The organism is Caulobacter sp. FW305-C-30-S16 (assembly GCF_058783025.1).
The window spans coordinates 809,141-821,086 of sequence record NZ_JBYSYH010000002.1 but is presented as its reverse complement, the minus strand read 5'-3'; the positions used below and the strand labels follow the sequence as shown (position 1 = coordinate 821,086).

Annotated in this window: 15 protein-coding genes; 9 read left to right on the top strand and 6 right to left on the bottom strand. The window is 69.3% G+C overall.

What is annotated here, in order from left to right; genetic code table 11:
• Positions 1 to 8 precede the first annotated feature (8 nt).
• The 6 genes from AC3WJT_RS11000 to AC3WJT_RS10975 all read left to right on the top strand — a co-directional run bounded on the left by AC3WJT_RS11000 (position 9) and on the right by AC3WJT_RS10975 (position 5,251).
• Positions 9 to 1,247 (top strand): FAD-dependent oxidoreductase, encoded by a 1,239-nt coding sequence (locus AC3WJT_RS11000; RefSeq protein ID WP_492343159.1) that lies wholly within the window; start codon positions 9 to 11, stop codon positions 1,245 to 1,247.
• Complete coding sequence (locus tag AC3WJT_RS10995; protein WP_492343158.1) at positions 1,247 to 1,597, top strand: nuclear transport factor 2 family protein; 351 nt, start codon at positions 1,247 to 1,249, stop codon at positions 1,595 to 1,597. Before AC3WJT_RS11000 ends, AC3WJT_RS10995 begins: the two co-directional genes overlap by 1 nt.
• Before the next feature lie 49 nt (positions 1,598 to 1,646).
• Positions 1,647 to 2,504 carry a transglutaminase family protein gene (locus AC3WJT_RS10990; RefSeq protein WP_492343157.1) on the top strand — a complete coding sequence of 286 codons (858 nt, stop codon included), beginning with the start codon at positions 1,647 to 1,649 and terminating at the stop codon, positions 2,502 to 2,504.
• A gap of 33 nt (positions 2,505 to 2,537) precedes the next feature.
• Positions 2,538 to 2,684: a hypothetical protein gene (locus tag AC3WJT_RS10985; RefSeq protein WP_492343156.1), complete on the top strand. Its 147-nt coding sequence runs from the start codon at positions 2,538 to 2,540 to the stop codon at positions 2,682 to 2,684.
• Between the two features lie 130 nt (positions 2,685 to 2,814).
• Entirely contained in the window at positions 2,815 to 3,729 is a 915-nt protein-coding gene (locus tag AC3WJT_RS10980) for a hypothetical protein (RefSeq protein ID WP_492343155.1), read from the top strand.
• A 70-nt stretch (positions 3,730 to 3,799) separates the two neighbouring features.
• Positions 3,800 to 5,251 (top strand): MFS transporter, encoded by a 1,452-nt coding sequence (locus AC3WJT_RS10975; RefSeq protein ID WP_492343154.1) that lies wholly within the window; start codon positions 3,800 to 3,802, stop codon positions 5,249 to 5,251.
• Position 5,252: 1 nt separating this feature from the next.
• Here the strand turns inward: AC3WJT_RS10975 and AC3WJT_RS10970 are convergent, their stop codons facing one another.
• From AC3WJT_RS10970 to AC3WJT_RS10955, 4 genes are all read right to left on the bottom strand, one after another.
• Positions 5,253 to 6,329 carry a Glu/Leu/Phe/Val family dehydrogenase gene (locus AC3WJT_RS10970; RefSeq protein ID WP_492343153.1) on the bottom strand — a complete coding sequence of 359 codons (1,077 nt, stop codon included), beginning with the start codon at positions 6,327 to 6,329 and terminating at the stop codon, positions 5,253 to 5,255.
• A gap of 83 nt (positions 6,330 to 6,412) precedes the next feature.
• Positions 6,413 to 7,405: an alpha/beta hydrolase gene (locus AC3WJT_RS10965; protein ID WP_492343152.1), complete on the bottom strand. Its 993-nt coding sequence runs from the start codon at positions 7,403 to 7,405 to the stop codon at positions 6,413 to 6,415.
• 42 nt (positions 7,406 to 7,447) lie between these two features.
• Positions 7,448 to 7,693 (bottom strand): DUF3253 domain-containing protein, encoded by a 246-nt coding sequence (locus tag AC3WJT_RS10960; protein ID WP_492343151.1) that lies wholly within the window; start codon positions 7,691 to 7,693, stop codon positions 7,448 to 7,450.
• The gene (locus tag AC3WJT_RS10955; protein ID WP_492343150.1) at positions 7,690 to 8,592 is read right to left on the bottom strand and encodes a hypothetical protein; all 903 of its coding nucleotides are present in this window, start codon (positions 8,590 to 8,592) and stop codon (positions 7,690 to 7,692) included. Before AC3WJT_RS10955 ends, AC3WJT_RS10960 begins: the two co-directional genes overlap by 4 nt.
• 88 nt (positions 8,593 to 8,680) lie before the next feature.
• Between AC3WJT_RS10955 and AC3WJT_RS10950 the strand changes: the two genes are divergently transcribed.
• The 3 genes from AC3WJT_RS10950 (at position 8,681) to ppk2 (ending at position 10,815) form a co-directional block, all read left to right on the top strand.
• Complete coding sequence (locus AC3WJT_RS10950; RefSeq protein ID WP_492343149.1) at positions 8,681 to 9,133, top strand: PaaI family thioesterase; 453 nt, start codon at positions 8,681 to 8,683, stop codon at positions 9,131 to 9,133.
• 1 nt (position 9,134) lies between these two features.
• The gene (locus AC3WJT_RS10945; RefSeq protein WP_492343148.1) at positions 9,135 to 9,635 is read left to right on the top strand and encodes a GNAT family N-acetyltransferase; all 501 of its coding nucleotides are present in this window, start codon (positions 9,135 to 9,137) and stop codon (positions 9,633 to 9,635) included.
• Between the two features lie 127 nt (positions 9,636 to 9,762).
• Complete coding sequence (gene ppk2 / locus AC3WJT_RS10940) at positions 9,763 to 10,815, top strand: polyphosphate kinase 2 (protein ID WP_492343147.1); 1,053 nt, start codon at positions 9,763 to 9,765, stop codon at positions 10,813 to 10,815.
• 25 nt (positions 10,816 to 10,840) lie between these two features.
• Here the strand turns inward: ppk2 and AC3WJT_RS10935 are convergent, their stop codons facing one another.
• Together AC3WJT_RS10935 and AC3WJT_RS10930 are read right to left on the bottom strand one after the other, a co-directional pair.
• A complete protein-coding gene (locus AC3WJT_RS10935) occupies positions 10,841 to 11,305 on the bottom strand; it encodes a molybdopterin-binding protein (RefSeq protein ID WP_492343146.1) in 465 nt (154 codons plus the stop codon).
• Positions 11,305 to 11,934, bottom strand: coding sequence for a glutathione S-transferase family protein (locus AC3WJT_RS10930; protein WP_492343145.1), 630 nt, complete (start codon positions 11,932 to 11,934; stop codon positions 11,305 to 11,307). Before AC3WJT_RS10930 ends, AC3WJT_RS10935 begins: the two co-directional genes overlap by 1 nt.
• Between the last annotated feature and the right edge of the window lie 12 nt (positions 11,935 to 11,946).

Sequence of the window (11,946 nt, the reverse complement as noted above, 5' to 3'; positions counted from 1 at the left end):
AGCGGCATATGTCTGACTTTCACGAGGTCATCATCGTCGGCGGCGGCGTCGGGGGCTCCGCCCTTGCCGCGAGCCTGGCCGGTTCGGGCGTCGACGTCCTGTTGCTGGAGCAGACGGACGTCTATCAGGACCGCGTCCGCGGCGAGTGGATCGCGCCCTGGGGCGTCACGGAGGTGCGCCGGATGGGTCTGCTCGACACCCTGCTGGCCGCCGGCGGCCATTATGTCGCGCGACACATCACCTATGACGAAAGCCGCACGCCGGCCGAGGCAGAGGCCAAGACCCTGCCGCTCGGCATCTTCGCGCCCGACGTGCCCGGCCCGCTGACGCTCGGCAACCCGCACCACTGCCAGACGCTGTTCAACGAGGCGACCCGTCGCGGCGCGACGACGTTGCGTGGCGCGCTGGTCACGGCGATCACGCCGGGCGCCGAGCCGTCGGTGACGTTCCTGCACAACGACGTCGAGCACACCGTCCGCTGCCGGCTGATCGTCGGCGCGGACGGACGGGCCTCGGCCGTCCGCGAGGCTGTCGGCATCACCCTGCATCAGGACAAGCCGCACCACTGGTTCGCCGGCATGCTGGTCGACCAGGCGCCGGACTGGCCCGATGATCTCCAGGCCATCGGCACCGAGGACGATTTCGCCTTCCTCGCCTTCCCGCAGGGCGACGGCAAGGTGCGGCTCTACGGCAGCTACGCCCTGGAGCAGAAGCGGCGCTTTTCAGGTCCGGATGGCCAGCGTGCCTTCCTCGAAGCCTTCCGCGTCGAGTGCAGCCCGATCAACGAGGCCATCGTCGCCGGCGCGCCCGCCGGGCCGGTGCTCAGCTTCTTCAATAACGACACCTGGACCGACCAGCCGTTCGCCGAGGGCGTCGTGCTGATCGGCGACGCGGCCGGCTGGAACGACCCGATCGTCGGGCTGGGGCAGTCGATCACCTATCGCGACGCCCGGACCGTCCACGAGGTCCTCACCGGCGGGGCGGACTGGTCGCCGGCCGCCTTCGCCGACTATGCCGTCGAACGCACCGAGCGAATGCGCCGCCTGCGGTTCTGCGCAGGCCTGACCTCGGTCCTCGACGCCGAGTTCGGGCCCGAGGCCAAGGCCCGCCGTCGTCATCACTTCGAACGCAGCGCCGAAGACCCCACGCTCGGGATGCACGGCTTTGCGGTGATGGCCGGACCGGAGGCCATGCCGGCCGAAATCTTCACGCCGGAGCACCGCGCGCGCGTACTGGAGGCCGCCTGATGGATATCGCCGACTTCAACAGCCGCTGGCTGGCCGCCTGGACCGCCAAGGACGTCGAAGCCCTGGTCGGCTTCTACGCCCCGGACTGCACCTACAAGGACCCGCAGACGGCCGCCGGCATCGTCGGCCACGACGCCCTGCGCGCCTATCTGACAGCCCTGTTCGCGTCGACGCCGCCCATGACCTACACGCCGGAAACGGTCTGGAGCATCGAGAACGGCTTCTGCGGTCGCTGGTATTGCACCTTCGAGGGACCTGACGGCCCGGCCCGGATGCGCGGCTTCGATCTGGTCGAATTCGACGGCGACCGCATCGGCTGGAACGAGGTTTACGTCCACCCCCTGCCCTGATCGCCGGGTTTGATGGAACCGGCGGGCGCGCGACGGGTTCTCCGGCGGCATGGCCCGCCTGATCATCGTCCACGAAACCCGCTACAGCTACGAGCGCCCGGTGCTCTTCGGGCAGCATCGGCTGCTGGTCCGGCCACGCGACAGCCATGCGATCCGCGTCATCGAGGCGCGCCTCTCGCTGTCGCCGCCGGGCGACACCCGCTGGGTCTATGACGCGCTCGGCAACTGCGTCTGTCTGTATGAGCCCCGCGGAGAGGCGAAGTCCCTCAGCATCGTCAGCCGGCTCGTCATCGAGCGGTTCCCGGCCCCGTTGTCGCCGGACGATCCCCAGACCGCCATGCCGATCCTCTACAGTCACGAGGACCGCCTCGTCCTCGCGCCCTACATCGCGCCGGAGACGGACGAAGAGGGCGACGCGCTGCTGAAGTGGCTGGCCTCACAGATCGGCCCTGCCGGGGAACCGGCGCTCGATCTGCTCATGCGCATGACCCTCGCAATCCACGACGGGTTCGAATACCGGGCGCGTCATACCGAAGGCGTCCAGTCGCCGAGTGCGACCCTGGGCCTGCGCAGCGGCGCCTGCCGGGACTTCGCCTGGCTGATGATCGAGGCCCTGCGGAGACTGGGCTACGCCGCCCGCTTCGTCAGTGGCTACGTCAACAGCGGCGTGCGCAGGGGCGCCGGCGCGACCCACGCCTGGGTGCAGGTGTTCCTGCCGGGGCTGGGGTGGACCGAGTTTGACCCGACGAACGGCCTGGCCGAATCCGCCGATCTGATCCGCGTCGCCGTCGCCCGGACGCCGCGTGGCGCCGCTCCGGTCAGCGGCGCGATCCTCGGCGATCCCGGCCAGTCAGACCTGACGGTGAGCGTTGCGGTTTCTCCCGAAGCACCGGCGTTCGCCGCCTGAAGACCCGTACCAGCCCGCGTAGGAGGGACAGAGATGAGCAAAGGTTTCCAGCAGCAGAACCCCTGGGCCACGTTCAGTCCGCCGCGCACAGATCCCCTGCCGCAGCACGGTCGCAAGGCCGACAGCAGCTGCGCAAAGCCGGACACGCAACGCCGCGCTCCGCCCCGTCCCTGCCACTGAGCACCCGCAGGGCGGCTCACAACGGGCCGCATTTGTGGGCGATTCCGCCTCGCTCGCCTCGCGAGCGGGGTTGCTTGTGGCCGCAGGGACGTTAACCATTGCAACAGAGTGCAGTGGGGAGCAGCGCTGGATGCGCGCACTGACGGCCACGGCGGTGTTTACGGTCACAGTTCTGGGCGCGGCCGCGCTCAGTGCGGCCACGAGCATGAGCGCCGCGACCGATGGATTGACCTCCGACTCGCTCATCGCCGGATCCCGTGTCGGCGACGCCTTCAGCGGCATGCGCGCCCCGATCCCCGACGACCCGGACGCGCCGATCACGACCGGACGCTGGGCGGAAGACGCGGCGCCGGTCGAACTGGCGGGCGGCCCCGCAGCGACCCAGGTCGCGGTCGCCCCGCCCGAACCCATCCGCCTTTCGCGCCCCGCGGCGCAGGCGCCGGCCGGCCAGGCGCAGCTCGCCCTGCTGGACGTCCCCTCGCCGCGAGCGGCTTCGTCGGGGCTGACCGTGCCGCTGTCCCGCATCGCCCTGACCACGCCATCCCGCGCCCCGGATGTCGTTCCTGAACCCCGCATCCAGTTGACGATCAGCGAGCAGGTGCCGTCCGCACCGGGCGCCGGACTGGATGTAACGACGAGCATCTTTGACGAGCCGATCATCGCGCTTCGCCCCACCCGGCCGGTCTTCGACATCAAGCGGTTCGCCCTGCGCGTCGGCCCGAGCCAGAAGGTCGGCAAGAAGGGCCGCTGGTTCGTCTTCGCCGCAGGATCCGGCCAGGCTTTCGGCCTGAACCTGATGCGCGACCCCTTGCGCGGCTGGAAGCCCGCCGGCTGGTCGGTCGAACAGCTGGCCGAGTTCGGCAAGGCTCAACTGGGCATCGGCTGGCGCAAGGATTCCCGGCAGATCGCCGCCAGCGTGGCCCGCAGGGAAATCAGCGCCTACGGCATGTCCCGCGAGGACACCGTTTTCGGCATCAGCTTCACGGTCAGCGGCAAGCCGCCGGCCAAGGCCCGCCACGAGCAGCGGTTGCCGCGCGCCTACTAGCACGGCCATTCTGGCCCGACCGGGCCGATTCCGTTTGAAGCCGCGCCATCAGCGGCGTTAACACCGTCACGTGCCAGATCCAGTGACCGACCCGGCGGCGTCTGATGCGCCGCTCCCGCCGCCTGTTCAGGTCGTGCCGCGGATCGCCTATCTGGCGGTGGCCAGCGCGCTGTTCATGGAATTCATCGACTCCACCGCGCTGTCGACGGCGTTGCCGACCCTTGCGCGCGCGTTCGACGCCGATCCCCTGCATCTGAAGCTCGCGCTGACGTCCTACATCCTCGCCCTGGCCGTGTTCGTGCCGATCAGCGGCTGGGCGGCCGAGCGGTTCCAGCCGCGACGCGTGTTCCTGGCGGCGATGGTGGTGTTCCTGACGGGATCGGCCCTGTGCGGTTTCTCGACAAACCTGGGCGAGCTGGTCGCCGCCCGGGTTGTGCAGGGCATCGGCGGCGCGCTGATGACGCCCGTGGCCCGGCTGATCGTGGTCGGCTCCGCCCCGCGCAGCGATCTGATCCGCGCCATGGGCTGGTTCACCATGCCGGCCCTGCTCGGGCCGCTGATCGGGCCGCCGCTGGCGGGATTCGTGCTGTCGGTGGCCGACTGGCCGTGGATCTTCTTCATCAACATCCCGATCGGCCTGCTCGGGATGCTGGCGGTCCTGCGGTTCGTGCCGCGGCTGCCGAGCGTCTACCCCGGGCCGTTCGACTGGAGCGGGTTCGCCCTGGCGGCGTCGGCGATCACCGGCGTCGTGGTCGTGGCCGAGACGGCCGGCCTCGGCCTGCTGCCCTGGTGGGGACAAGTCGGCGTGGTCGCCGCCTCGCTGGCCAGCGGCTGGCTCTATCTGAAGGTGTCGCGCGCCAAGCTCCGCCCGATCCTGAACCTGGACCTGCTGCAATACCCGACCTTCCGCGCCAGTCTGCTCGGCGGGACCCTGATGCGGCTGGGCGTCGGCGCCGGCCCCTTCCTGATGCCGCTGCTGCTGCAGGTCGCCATGGGCTGGACGCCGCTCCAGGCGGGATCGGTCACCCTGGCCGGCGGCCTGGGCGTGTTCATTTCCAGACCGTTTGCCGCCCCGATGCTGCGCCGATGGGGCTTCCGCGCGACGCTGCTGAGCCTGGTCGCCCTGACCGCTGCGCTGACGGCCGCGCCGGGCTTCTTCCGCGTCGATACGCCCGCCTGGGTGATCATGGCCTTCCTGGCGGCCGCGGGCTTCGCGCGGTCCAGCCAGTTCATCGCCACCAACTCCATCGCCTTCGCCGACGTGCCGCAGCACCAGATCGCCCAGGCCTCGACCCTGTCGGTCGTGGCCCAGCAGATCGGCCTCGCCATGGGGGTCAGCTTCGGCGGGCTGATGCTGCATTTCGCGCGCGGCTCGGGCGGCGATCTGACGCCCGACCGGTTCACCATCCCGTATCTGGCCGTCGGGGGAACCACGCTGCTCTCAGCGCTGGTCTACTACCGGCTCGACCGTAACGCCGGCGCGGCGATCAGCGGCGCAAAGGCAGCCGGGGAGACGTCCTAGTTCAGGCCGCCTTGCGGGCCGCGACGGCCCCGGCGATCCGGGCCTTGGCCATTTCGTCGGCGACCTCATGGGTCGGACGTTTCTCGGCCAGCGACGCATCGAGGATTTCGCCGAGCGTCGCGGTCAGGCGCGTGAGCTTGGCCTCGACCCAGCCGGGGTCGAACGCCGTCCCCGCCTCGATGGCGGCGATTTCAGCGGCCACATTGATGATGCCGCCGCCGTTGATGACGTAGTCGGGCGCGTAGAGCAGGCCGCGCTCGAACAGCAGGGCGCCGATCTCGGGCGAGGCCAGTTGGTTGTTGGCCGCGCCGGCGATCACCCGCCCCTTGATGCGGCTCAGTGTCTCTGCATTGACCGCGCCGCCGAGCGCGCAAGGCGCGAACACCTCGGCCTCGACGTCGAAGATCGCGGCCGGCGGCACGATGGTCGCCCCTGTGCGGGCGGCGACCTGCGCCAGGGCCGCCTCATTGACGTCCGTGATGATCAGCTCGGCGCCGGCATCAGCCAGCTTCCCGGCCAGATACGCCCCGACGTGGCCGACGCCCTGGATCGCCACGCGCACGCCCTTCAGGTCACGGCCGTAGGCGCGCTCGACGCAGAGACGCAGGCCGCGGAACACGCCCTCGGCCGTCACCGGACTGGGATCGCCCGACGCCGCGGCATGGCCTTCAAGGCCGGCGACATAGCGGGTCTGCTTGCGGGCGCTTTCGAGATCGGCCGGCGAGACGCCGACGTCCTCGGCTGTCCAGTATTTGCCGCCCAGCCCCTCGACGGCGCGGCCGAAGGCCTCGAACAGCGCGGGCGTCTTCTGGGTGCGGGCGTCGCCGATGATCACCGACTTGCCGCCGCCCAGCGGGATATCGGCCAGGGCGTTCTTGTAGGACATCGCGCGGGACAAACGCAGGGCGTCGGTCAGCGCCGCGTCGTCTGTTTCATAGGGCCACATCCGGCATCCACCGGCCGCCGGACCGCGCGCCGTGGAGTGAATGGCGATGATCGTCTTCAGGCCGGTCTTTTCGTCAAAGACCGCATGGACGCCTTCGTGGTTCTCGAAGGCGGGCGAATCGAAAACAGACATGCCGGGTTCCGGGGCAATTCGGGGGAGAAACGTGCGCCGGCGATTTACGCTCCGTCAACCGCCCCGACAAGCCGGAATGATCCTCAGGCGGGCCGCCGCGTCGGCGCGGGGATTGGCGGCGGCGCGGAAGGAAGGCTCGCCATCGGGTCGCGAATGAAGGCCGCGATGTCGGCGATCACCACCGCACGCTGAAGGTCGCGCGTCAGCAGATGGTAGCCCTTGTTGTAGTAGGCCGTGCGGCTTCCCGGCCCCAGACGGGCGGCGGCCTCGAAGCTCGGCGCCTTGGGGATGACCTCGTCGTTGGCCCCGTAGAAGTACCCCACGGGCACGCGGATCCGCCCGGTCGACTCCCAGGCCGTCTGCATCAGATCGACCAGCCCGTAGAGGGTGTCATTGCGCGCGCCCCAGATCAGCATCGGGTCGCGGCCCATGGCGACGAGTTCTTCGTAGTTGTCGCTGGGATGGACGCGGTCGGTCACCCAGGCCGGCGGCTTGATCACGGTCTCCCCGGCCAGATGCGCCGTGAACCAAAGCGCCGTCTTGTAGGGCAGCGGCTGGGCTGCCCAGCCCCAGACCGCCGGGGCCATCAGCACGACGCGGTCGGCGGCGGGCGGCCGGTCCGAGGCGAAGGCGGCGATCGCCACGGCCCCGCCCATGCTCTCGCCGGCCACGACCAGCGCGGCGCGCGGATGGCGCTCGCGCAGAAGAGCGACGAACACCCGCAGGTCTTCGGTCATCAACGCCTCGCCGCCCCAGACGCCACGCCCCGGCGATCGGCCAAAGCCCCGCTGGTCGTAGGCGTAGGTAGCGATCCCCTGCTGCGCCCAGACCGGCGCAGCGAAATGGAAGGCGTTGGAATAGTCGTTCATGCCGTGCAGGGCGGCCACGACCACGGTCGGCTCCCCCTCCGGCAGCCAGCGCTTGAGACCCATCCGGCCGCCGTCGAAGCTGATGAAGGTCTCACCCTCCAGCGCAGGCCCGCCGAACCCCGGGTCCGGCGCGCCCGCAACCTGGATCATCGGCGCGCACCCGGTCACGGCGGCGCTGGCGGAGAGCAGGAACAGGCGACGGTTCATGGCCTCAGATTGCCCGCGACAGTCTGGCGATTAAAGGGCGGCTCAGGCCGGCGGCAGGCGCAGGCGATAGACGCCGCGGAAGCTGTCGGGGTCGGCGGGCTTGCCGTGGCGGGTGATGACGACCGTCCCCGCCCGCGCCATGCCGACAGCCGTCGACCGCACCTGACCCAGCACACGCTGCCAGCGCTCGGGCTGGATGATCTTGGCCACTTCTGACGGATCAATGCTCTTGCCCGGCGGCAGGGCCTTGAGCAGGTCGAGAATGGCGTCTTCGATAGGTGAGGTCATGCGGCGCGGTCCAGACTGGCTTCGCGAGGCATACGCCGGGGCGCAGCAGGATCAAACACCTCCCAGCGGCCGTTGCGGCGAATAAACAGCTGATCGCTGACCAGATCGTTGCCGGCGAAGGCCCGTTCGGACTTCAGGATGGCCACCAGCGCATCGATGGACTCCGGATCGCCCTCGTAACCCAGCAGCAAGGCCGTCCGCGAGAAGACGACGACGATCGGGTCGCCCTTGCCCTTCAGCGGCGCCTGCGTCCAGACGTTGTCGAGCAGAAGCAGGCTCGGCCCCAGCCCGCTCTCGGTGGTGACCATCGAGACGCCGTCGCGGAGTGCTTCGGTCCGGATTTTTCCCACGGCGGCGCCGGTGTTGGCCAGCGCCCGCGTCCAGGCGTCCGCGGAGGGAAGCGCCTCCTCGACGGTGGCCCGCGGTGGATAGGAGTAGCTCTGGGGGTGGTCGAGGCCGAGCAGCACCACGAGGTCGCCCGCCAGGGGCCGACTGACCGGCAGGTCAGTGTCCAGAGTCGGCTTTCCGGAACGAGCGCGCATCTTGCCGACCTCGTCGAGGAAGCCCGCCGGGCGGATCAACAGCCGCAGATCGGCCGGCGCGAGCGGAGCATCCTCTGCCTCCGCGGCCGTTGCCGAGACCGCGACACCGACGAACCGCATGATCACCTGGTCGAGCGACGACGGGTCGCTGAGGTACTGCCGATAGGCGTTGCCGAGGTACATCCGCACCTCGCCCTCGCCGACGCCGGTCACCTCAAGCTCGTCCAGGGACAAGACCTTCACCTTGAAGTCCGGGTTGGCCGCCTCGAGCCGCGCAACGACCCGATCACGAAACTGGAGGCGCGTGATCACGCCGTCGGCGGCCATTGCCGCGGGCGACAGCGCCGTCAGCAGCATGCACGCCATCGCGACGCACCACCGCGCAATCCCTGTTCGCATGTTCCCGATCCCCGGCTAAGAACGCCCGACGAAAGGATCACAGCTCATGGACGGCGGCAACGAGGTCTCAAACGGACCGCGACCTGTATCGGAAGGCCAGTGGGCCGGTTGGCGGACCTGGGACGGAGATCCGTTCGAGACCCAGTCTGGCCCCTACTATTTCCGCGTCGAGGACGACGGAACGACGCGCTGCGCCTTCCGCGCCGAGCGCAAGCACATGAACGGCGGCGGGTTCATGCACGGCGGCTGCATGCTGACCTTCGCCGACTTCGCCCTGTTCGCCCTCGCTCACGAACATCTTGAGGGCAGCCACGCGGTGACCGTCAGCCTCAACGGCGAGTTCATCGGCCCGGCCCACGAGGGCGACCTCGTCGAGGCGACCGGCGAGGTGGTCAAGGCCGGCAAGTCGATGGTCTTCATCCGCGGCCTGGTCTCGACCGGCGGCGCGCCGATGCTGTCCTTCTCGGGCGTCATCAAGCGGGTCGCCCGGAGGCTCTGACGTGGCCCTGGTCGACGCGACGCCGGATGACATCCCCGCGATCATGGCGATCGAGCGGAACCCGGCCTACGAGCTGTTCATCGGCCACTTCGAGGCCGAGGAACACGCCGCGCGGATGGCCTCGACCAACGACCACTACTTCGTCTGGCGCGAGGACAGCATCGTCGAGGCCTTCGCCATTCTCTCGAAACTGGCCGAGCCTCACGGCGTGGTGCTTCTGAAACGCATCGGCGCGGCGGCGACCGACACCGGCCTCAGCCGCCGGATGATGCCGATCCTGATCGACCGCGTGTTCGAGCGGTTCGGCGCCAACCGCTTCGAGCTGGACGTGGCGGTGCTCAATCCGCGCGCCACGCACGTCTACCGGCGCGAGGGCTTCGTGCAGGAAGGGACCGTGCGCGAGGTCTACCGCCACCGGAACGGCGCCTATCACTCCTCGCACCTGTTCTCGATGCTGCGGCGGGAGTGGGACGCCCTGCCGCGTCGTCAGTCGAAGGCCTGACCCGGCCCCCCAGGCCGTCCGCGCCACGCTCCGCTTGATGCAGGTCAACTTCGGCTCGGAGCCGGGTCGCTAGGCTCACGCGTTGGCGGCGCCGGCCTAAGCCGGCGCCTTTGAACCGGGGGCGAGAATGGACCAGGACGAGACGGGGACCGGCGTGCCCGACGTTGTGGAAACCTTGGCGGAGGCCCGCACCGAAGCTGTGCAGGAGGCCGAACTGGCGGCCCTCGCGGACGTCGCCCGGACGAACTCAGGCCCGGACCTTGGCGACGTGCAGGCGCTGCTCGACGGCGCTTCGCCCGATGACGCCGAGCGGATGCGCCGCTCACTCGGCATGCCAAAGGCCCCGCGACAACCGCGCCACGCTGGCGACGAGTTGGCGCCCGACTGGCGCAGCGGCGCCTATCCCTACCGCTACAAGATGCTGCGCCGGGACTACGAACAGCAGAAGTTCGTCCTGCAGACCGAGTTGCTCAAGCTTCAGGCTTGGGTGAAGGATTCCCGCCAGCGGGTGATCATCCTGTTCGAGGGACGCGACGCCGCCGGCAAGGGCGGCGCCATCAAGCGGTTCATGGAGCACCTCAACCCACGGGGTGCCCGGGTCGTCGCGCTGGAGAAGCCAAGCGATGTTGAGCGCGGCCAATGGTATTTTCAGCGGTACGTCCAGCACCTGCCGACCACCGGTGAAATCGTCCTGTTTGATCGCAGCTGGTACAACCGGGCGGGCGTCGAGCGGGTCATGGGCTTCTGCAGCGACGACGAGTACGTCGAGTTCCTGCGCCAGGCGCCGGAGTTCGAACGCAACCTGGCCCGCAGTGGCACCCACCTGATCAAGTTCTGGTTTTCCGTCAGCCGCGAGGAACAACGTCGCCGCTTCAAGGAACGCAAGGTGCATCCCCTCAAGCAATGGAAGTTGTCACCCGTGGACCTCGCCTCGCTCGACAAATGGGATGACTACACCCGGGCGAAGGAAGCCATGTTCTATCACACCGACACAGCGGACTCGCCCTGGACGGTGATCAAGTCCGACGACAAGAAGCGGGCCCGCCTGAACGCCATGCGCTACATTCTCCGCTCGCTCCCCTACACGGGCAAGGACCCGGCCCGTGTCGGCGATGTGGACGACCTGATCGTCGGCCGGGCCAGCGTGATCCACGAGCGCGGCGAGCACCGCTCGGGCTGACGCCCGGCGCGCGCCGGCACGACAGCTAGGGCGCAGCCACCACCGTTACAGAAACCACCTGCCGCACGCCGCGATCAGGTCGCGCGTCCGCGTCGATGACGAGGCGCAGGGGCCCCTCCTCCGCCGCCAGCGGTCCGGCCTTGCGGCGGTCGGCGAGGATGATCGCGCTGTCGCGGAAACTGGCGTCGGTCTCGACGATCGACAGCACGGCGCGATAGCCGTCCTTGCCCGTGACCACGACAAAGGCCTGCATCGGCTTGCCATGCAGACGCGGCCCCTGCGGCACGCCGGCCTCGCGCAGCACGGCCGACAGGCTGACCCCGTCGTAAGCCGTCTTGCCGCCCAGTCGGGCCTCGGCGCGGGGCAGCGCCGCAAGCGCCTCAGGCGAGAAGGTGGTCACCTTTCCTTCGGCGTTGGTCACGGTCAGCGTCTGGGCCAGCGCCGCGACGGGCGAGAGGACCAGGGCGACGGCGACCAGCAGCGCGCGCATCAGGCCGCCACCGTTCCGGCCACGGCCGCCGGCCGGGCCATCATCGCTGCATACCAGCGCGTGGCGTTGGTCATCTCCTCGGGAATGCGGAACCTGGCCATCCGCGCGAAGTCGATGGATGTGGCGGCCAGGATGTCGGCCATGGTGATCCGGTCGCCGGCGATGAACTCGCTCTCGGCCAGCCGACGGTCGAAGAACTTCATCGTCCGGGTCGCCCCGGCCCGATTCGTCTCGGCGATCTCGGGGATCTGCTTTTCCAGCGCGGCGAGCGCCGGGTGGCTGTGGCGGACGGTCATCATCAGCGGCGTGGCCAGCATCATCTCGGTGCGGCGGCACCACATCTCGATGACAGCCACCTCTTTCGGATCGCGGCCGAACATGTTGGGCTCGGGGAAGACGCTTTCGAGATAACGGCAAATGGCCACCGACTCGGTGATCGCCGTCCCGTCGTCCATCTCCAGCATCGGCACGTTGGCCAGGCCGGCCTTGCCCAGATAGTCGGGCTGCTTGTGCTCGCCGTTGAAGATGCTGACGTCGATGATCTCGACCTGATCCTCCGCGCCCTTCTCGGCCAGGAACCAGCGTACCCGCCGCGGATTTGGCGCCCGCAGGCTGTCGTAGAGTTTCACGGCGCTTCCCTC

What these genes read in the sequence shown, in the direction of transcription:
- AC3WJT_RS11000 (WP_492343159.1), top strand. Translation starts at nt 9, where the DNA reads ATGTCTGACTTTCACGAGGTCATCATCGTCGGCGGCGGCGTCGGGGGC.
- AC3WJT_RS10995 (WP_492343158.1), top strand. Translation starts at nt 1,247, where the DNA reads ATGGATATCGCCGACTTCAACAGCCGCTGGCTGGCCGCCTGGACCGCC.
- AC3WJT_RS10990 (WP_492343157.1), top strand. Translation starts at nt 1,647, where the DNA reads ATGGCCCGCCTGATCATCGTCCACGAAACCCGCTACAGCTACGAGCGC.
- AC3WJT_RS10985 (WP_492343156.1), top strand. Translation starts at nt 2,538, where the DNA reads ATGAGCAAAGGTTTCCAGCAGCAGAACCCCTGGGCCACGTTCAGTCCG.
- AC3WJT_RS10980 (WP_492343155.1), top strand. Translation starts at nt 2,815, where the DNA reads ATGCGCGCACTGACGGCCACGGCGGTGTTTACGGTCACAGTTCTGGGC.
- AC3WJT_RS10970 (WP_492343153.1), bottom strand. Translation starts at nt 6,329, where the DNA reads ATGTCTGTTTTCGATTCGCCCGCCTTCGAGAACCACGAAGGCGTCCAT.
- AC3WJT_RS10965 (WP_492343152.1), bottom strand. Translation starts at nt 7,405, where the DNA reads ATGAACCGTCGCCTGTTCCTGCTCTCCGCCAGCGCCGCCGTGACCGGG.
- AC3WJT_RS10960 (WP_492343151.1), bottom strand. Translation starts at nt 7,693, where the DNA reads ATGACCTCACCTATCGAAGACGCCATTCTCGACCTGCTCAAGGCCCTG.
- AC3WJT_RS10955 (WP_492343150.1), bottom strand. Translation starts at nt 8,592, where the DNA reads ATGCTGCTGACGGCGCTGTCGCCCGCGGCAATGGCCGCCGACGGCGTG.
- AC3WJT_RS10950 (WP_492343149.1), top strand. Translation starts at nt 8,681, where the DNA reads ATGGACGGCGGCAACGAGGTCTCAAACGGACCGCGACCTGTATCGGAA.
- ppk2 (WP_492343147.1), top strand. Translation starts at nt 9,763, where the DNA reads ATGGACCAGGACGAGACGGGGACCGGCGTGCCCGACGTTGTGGAAACC.
- AC3WJT_RS10935 (WP_492343146.1), bottom strand. Translation starts at nt 11,305, where the DNA reads ATGCGCGCGCTGCTGGTCGCCGTCGCCCTGGTCCTCTCGCCCGTCGCG.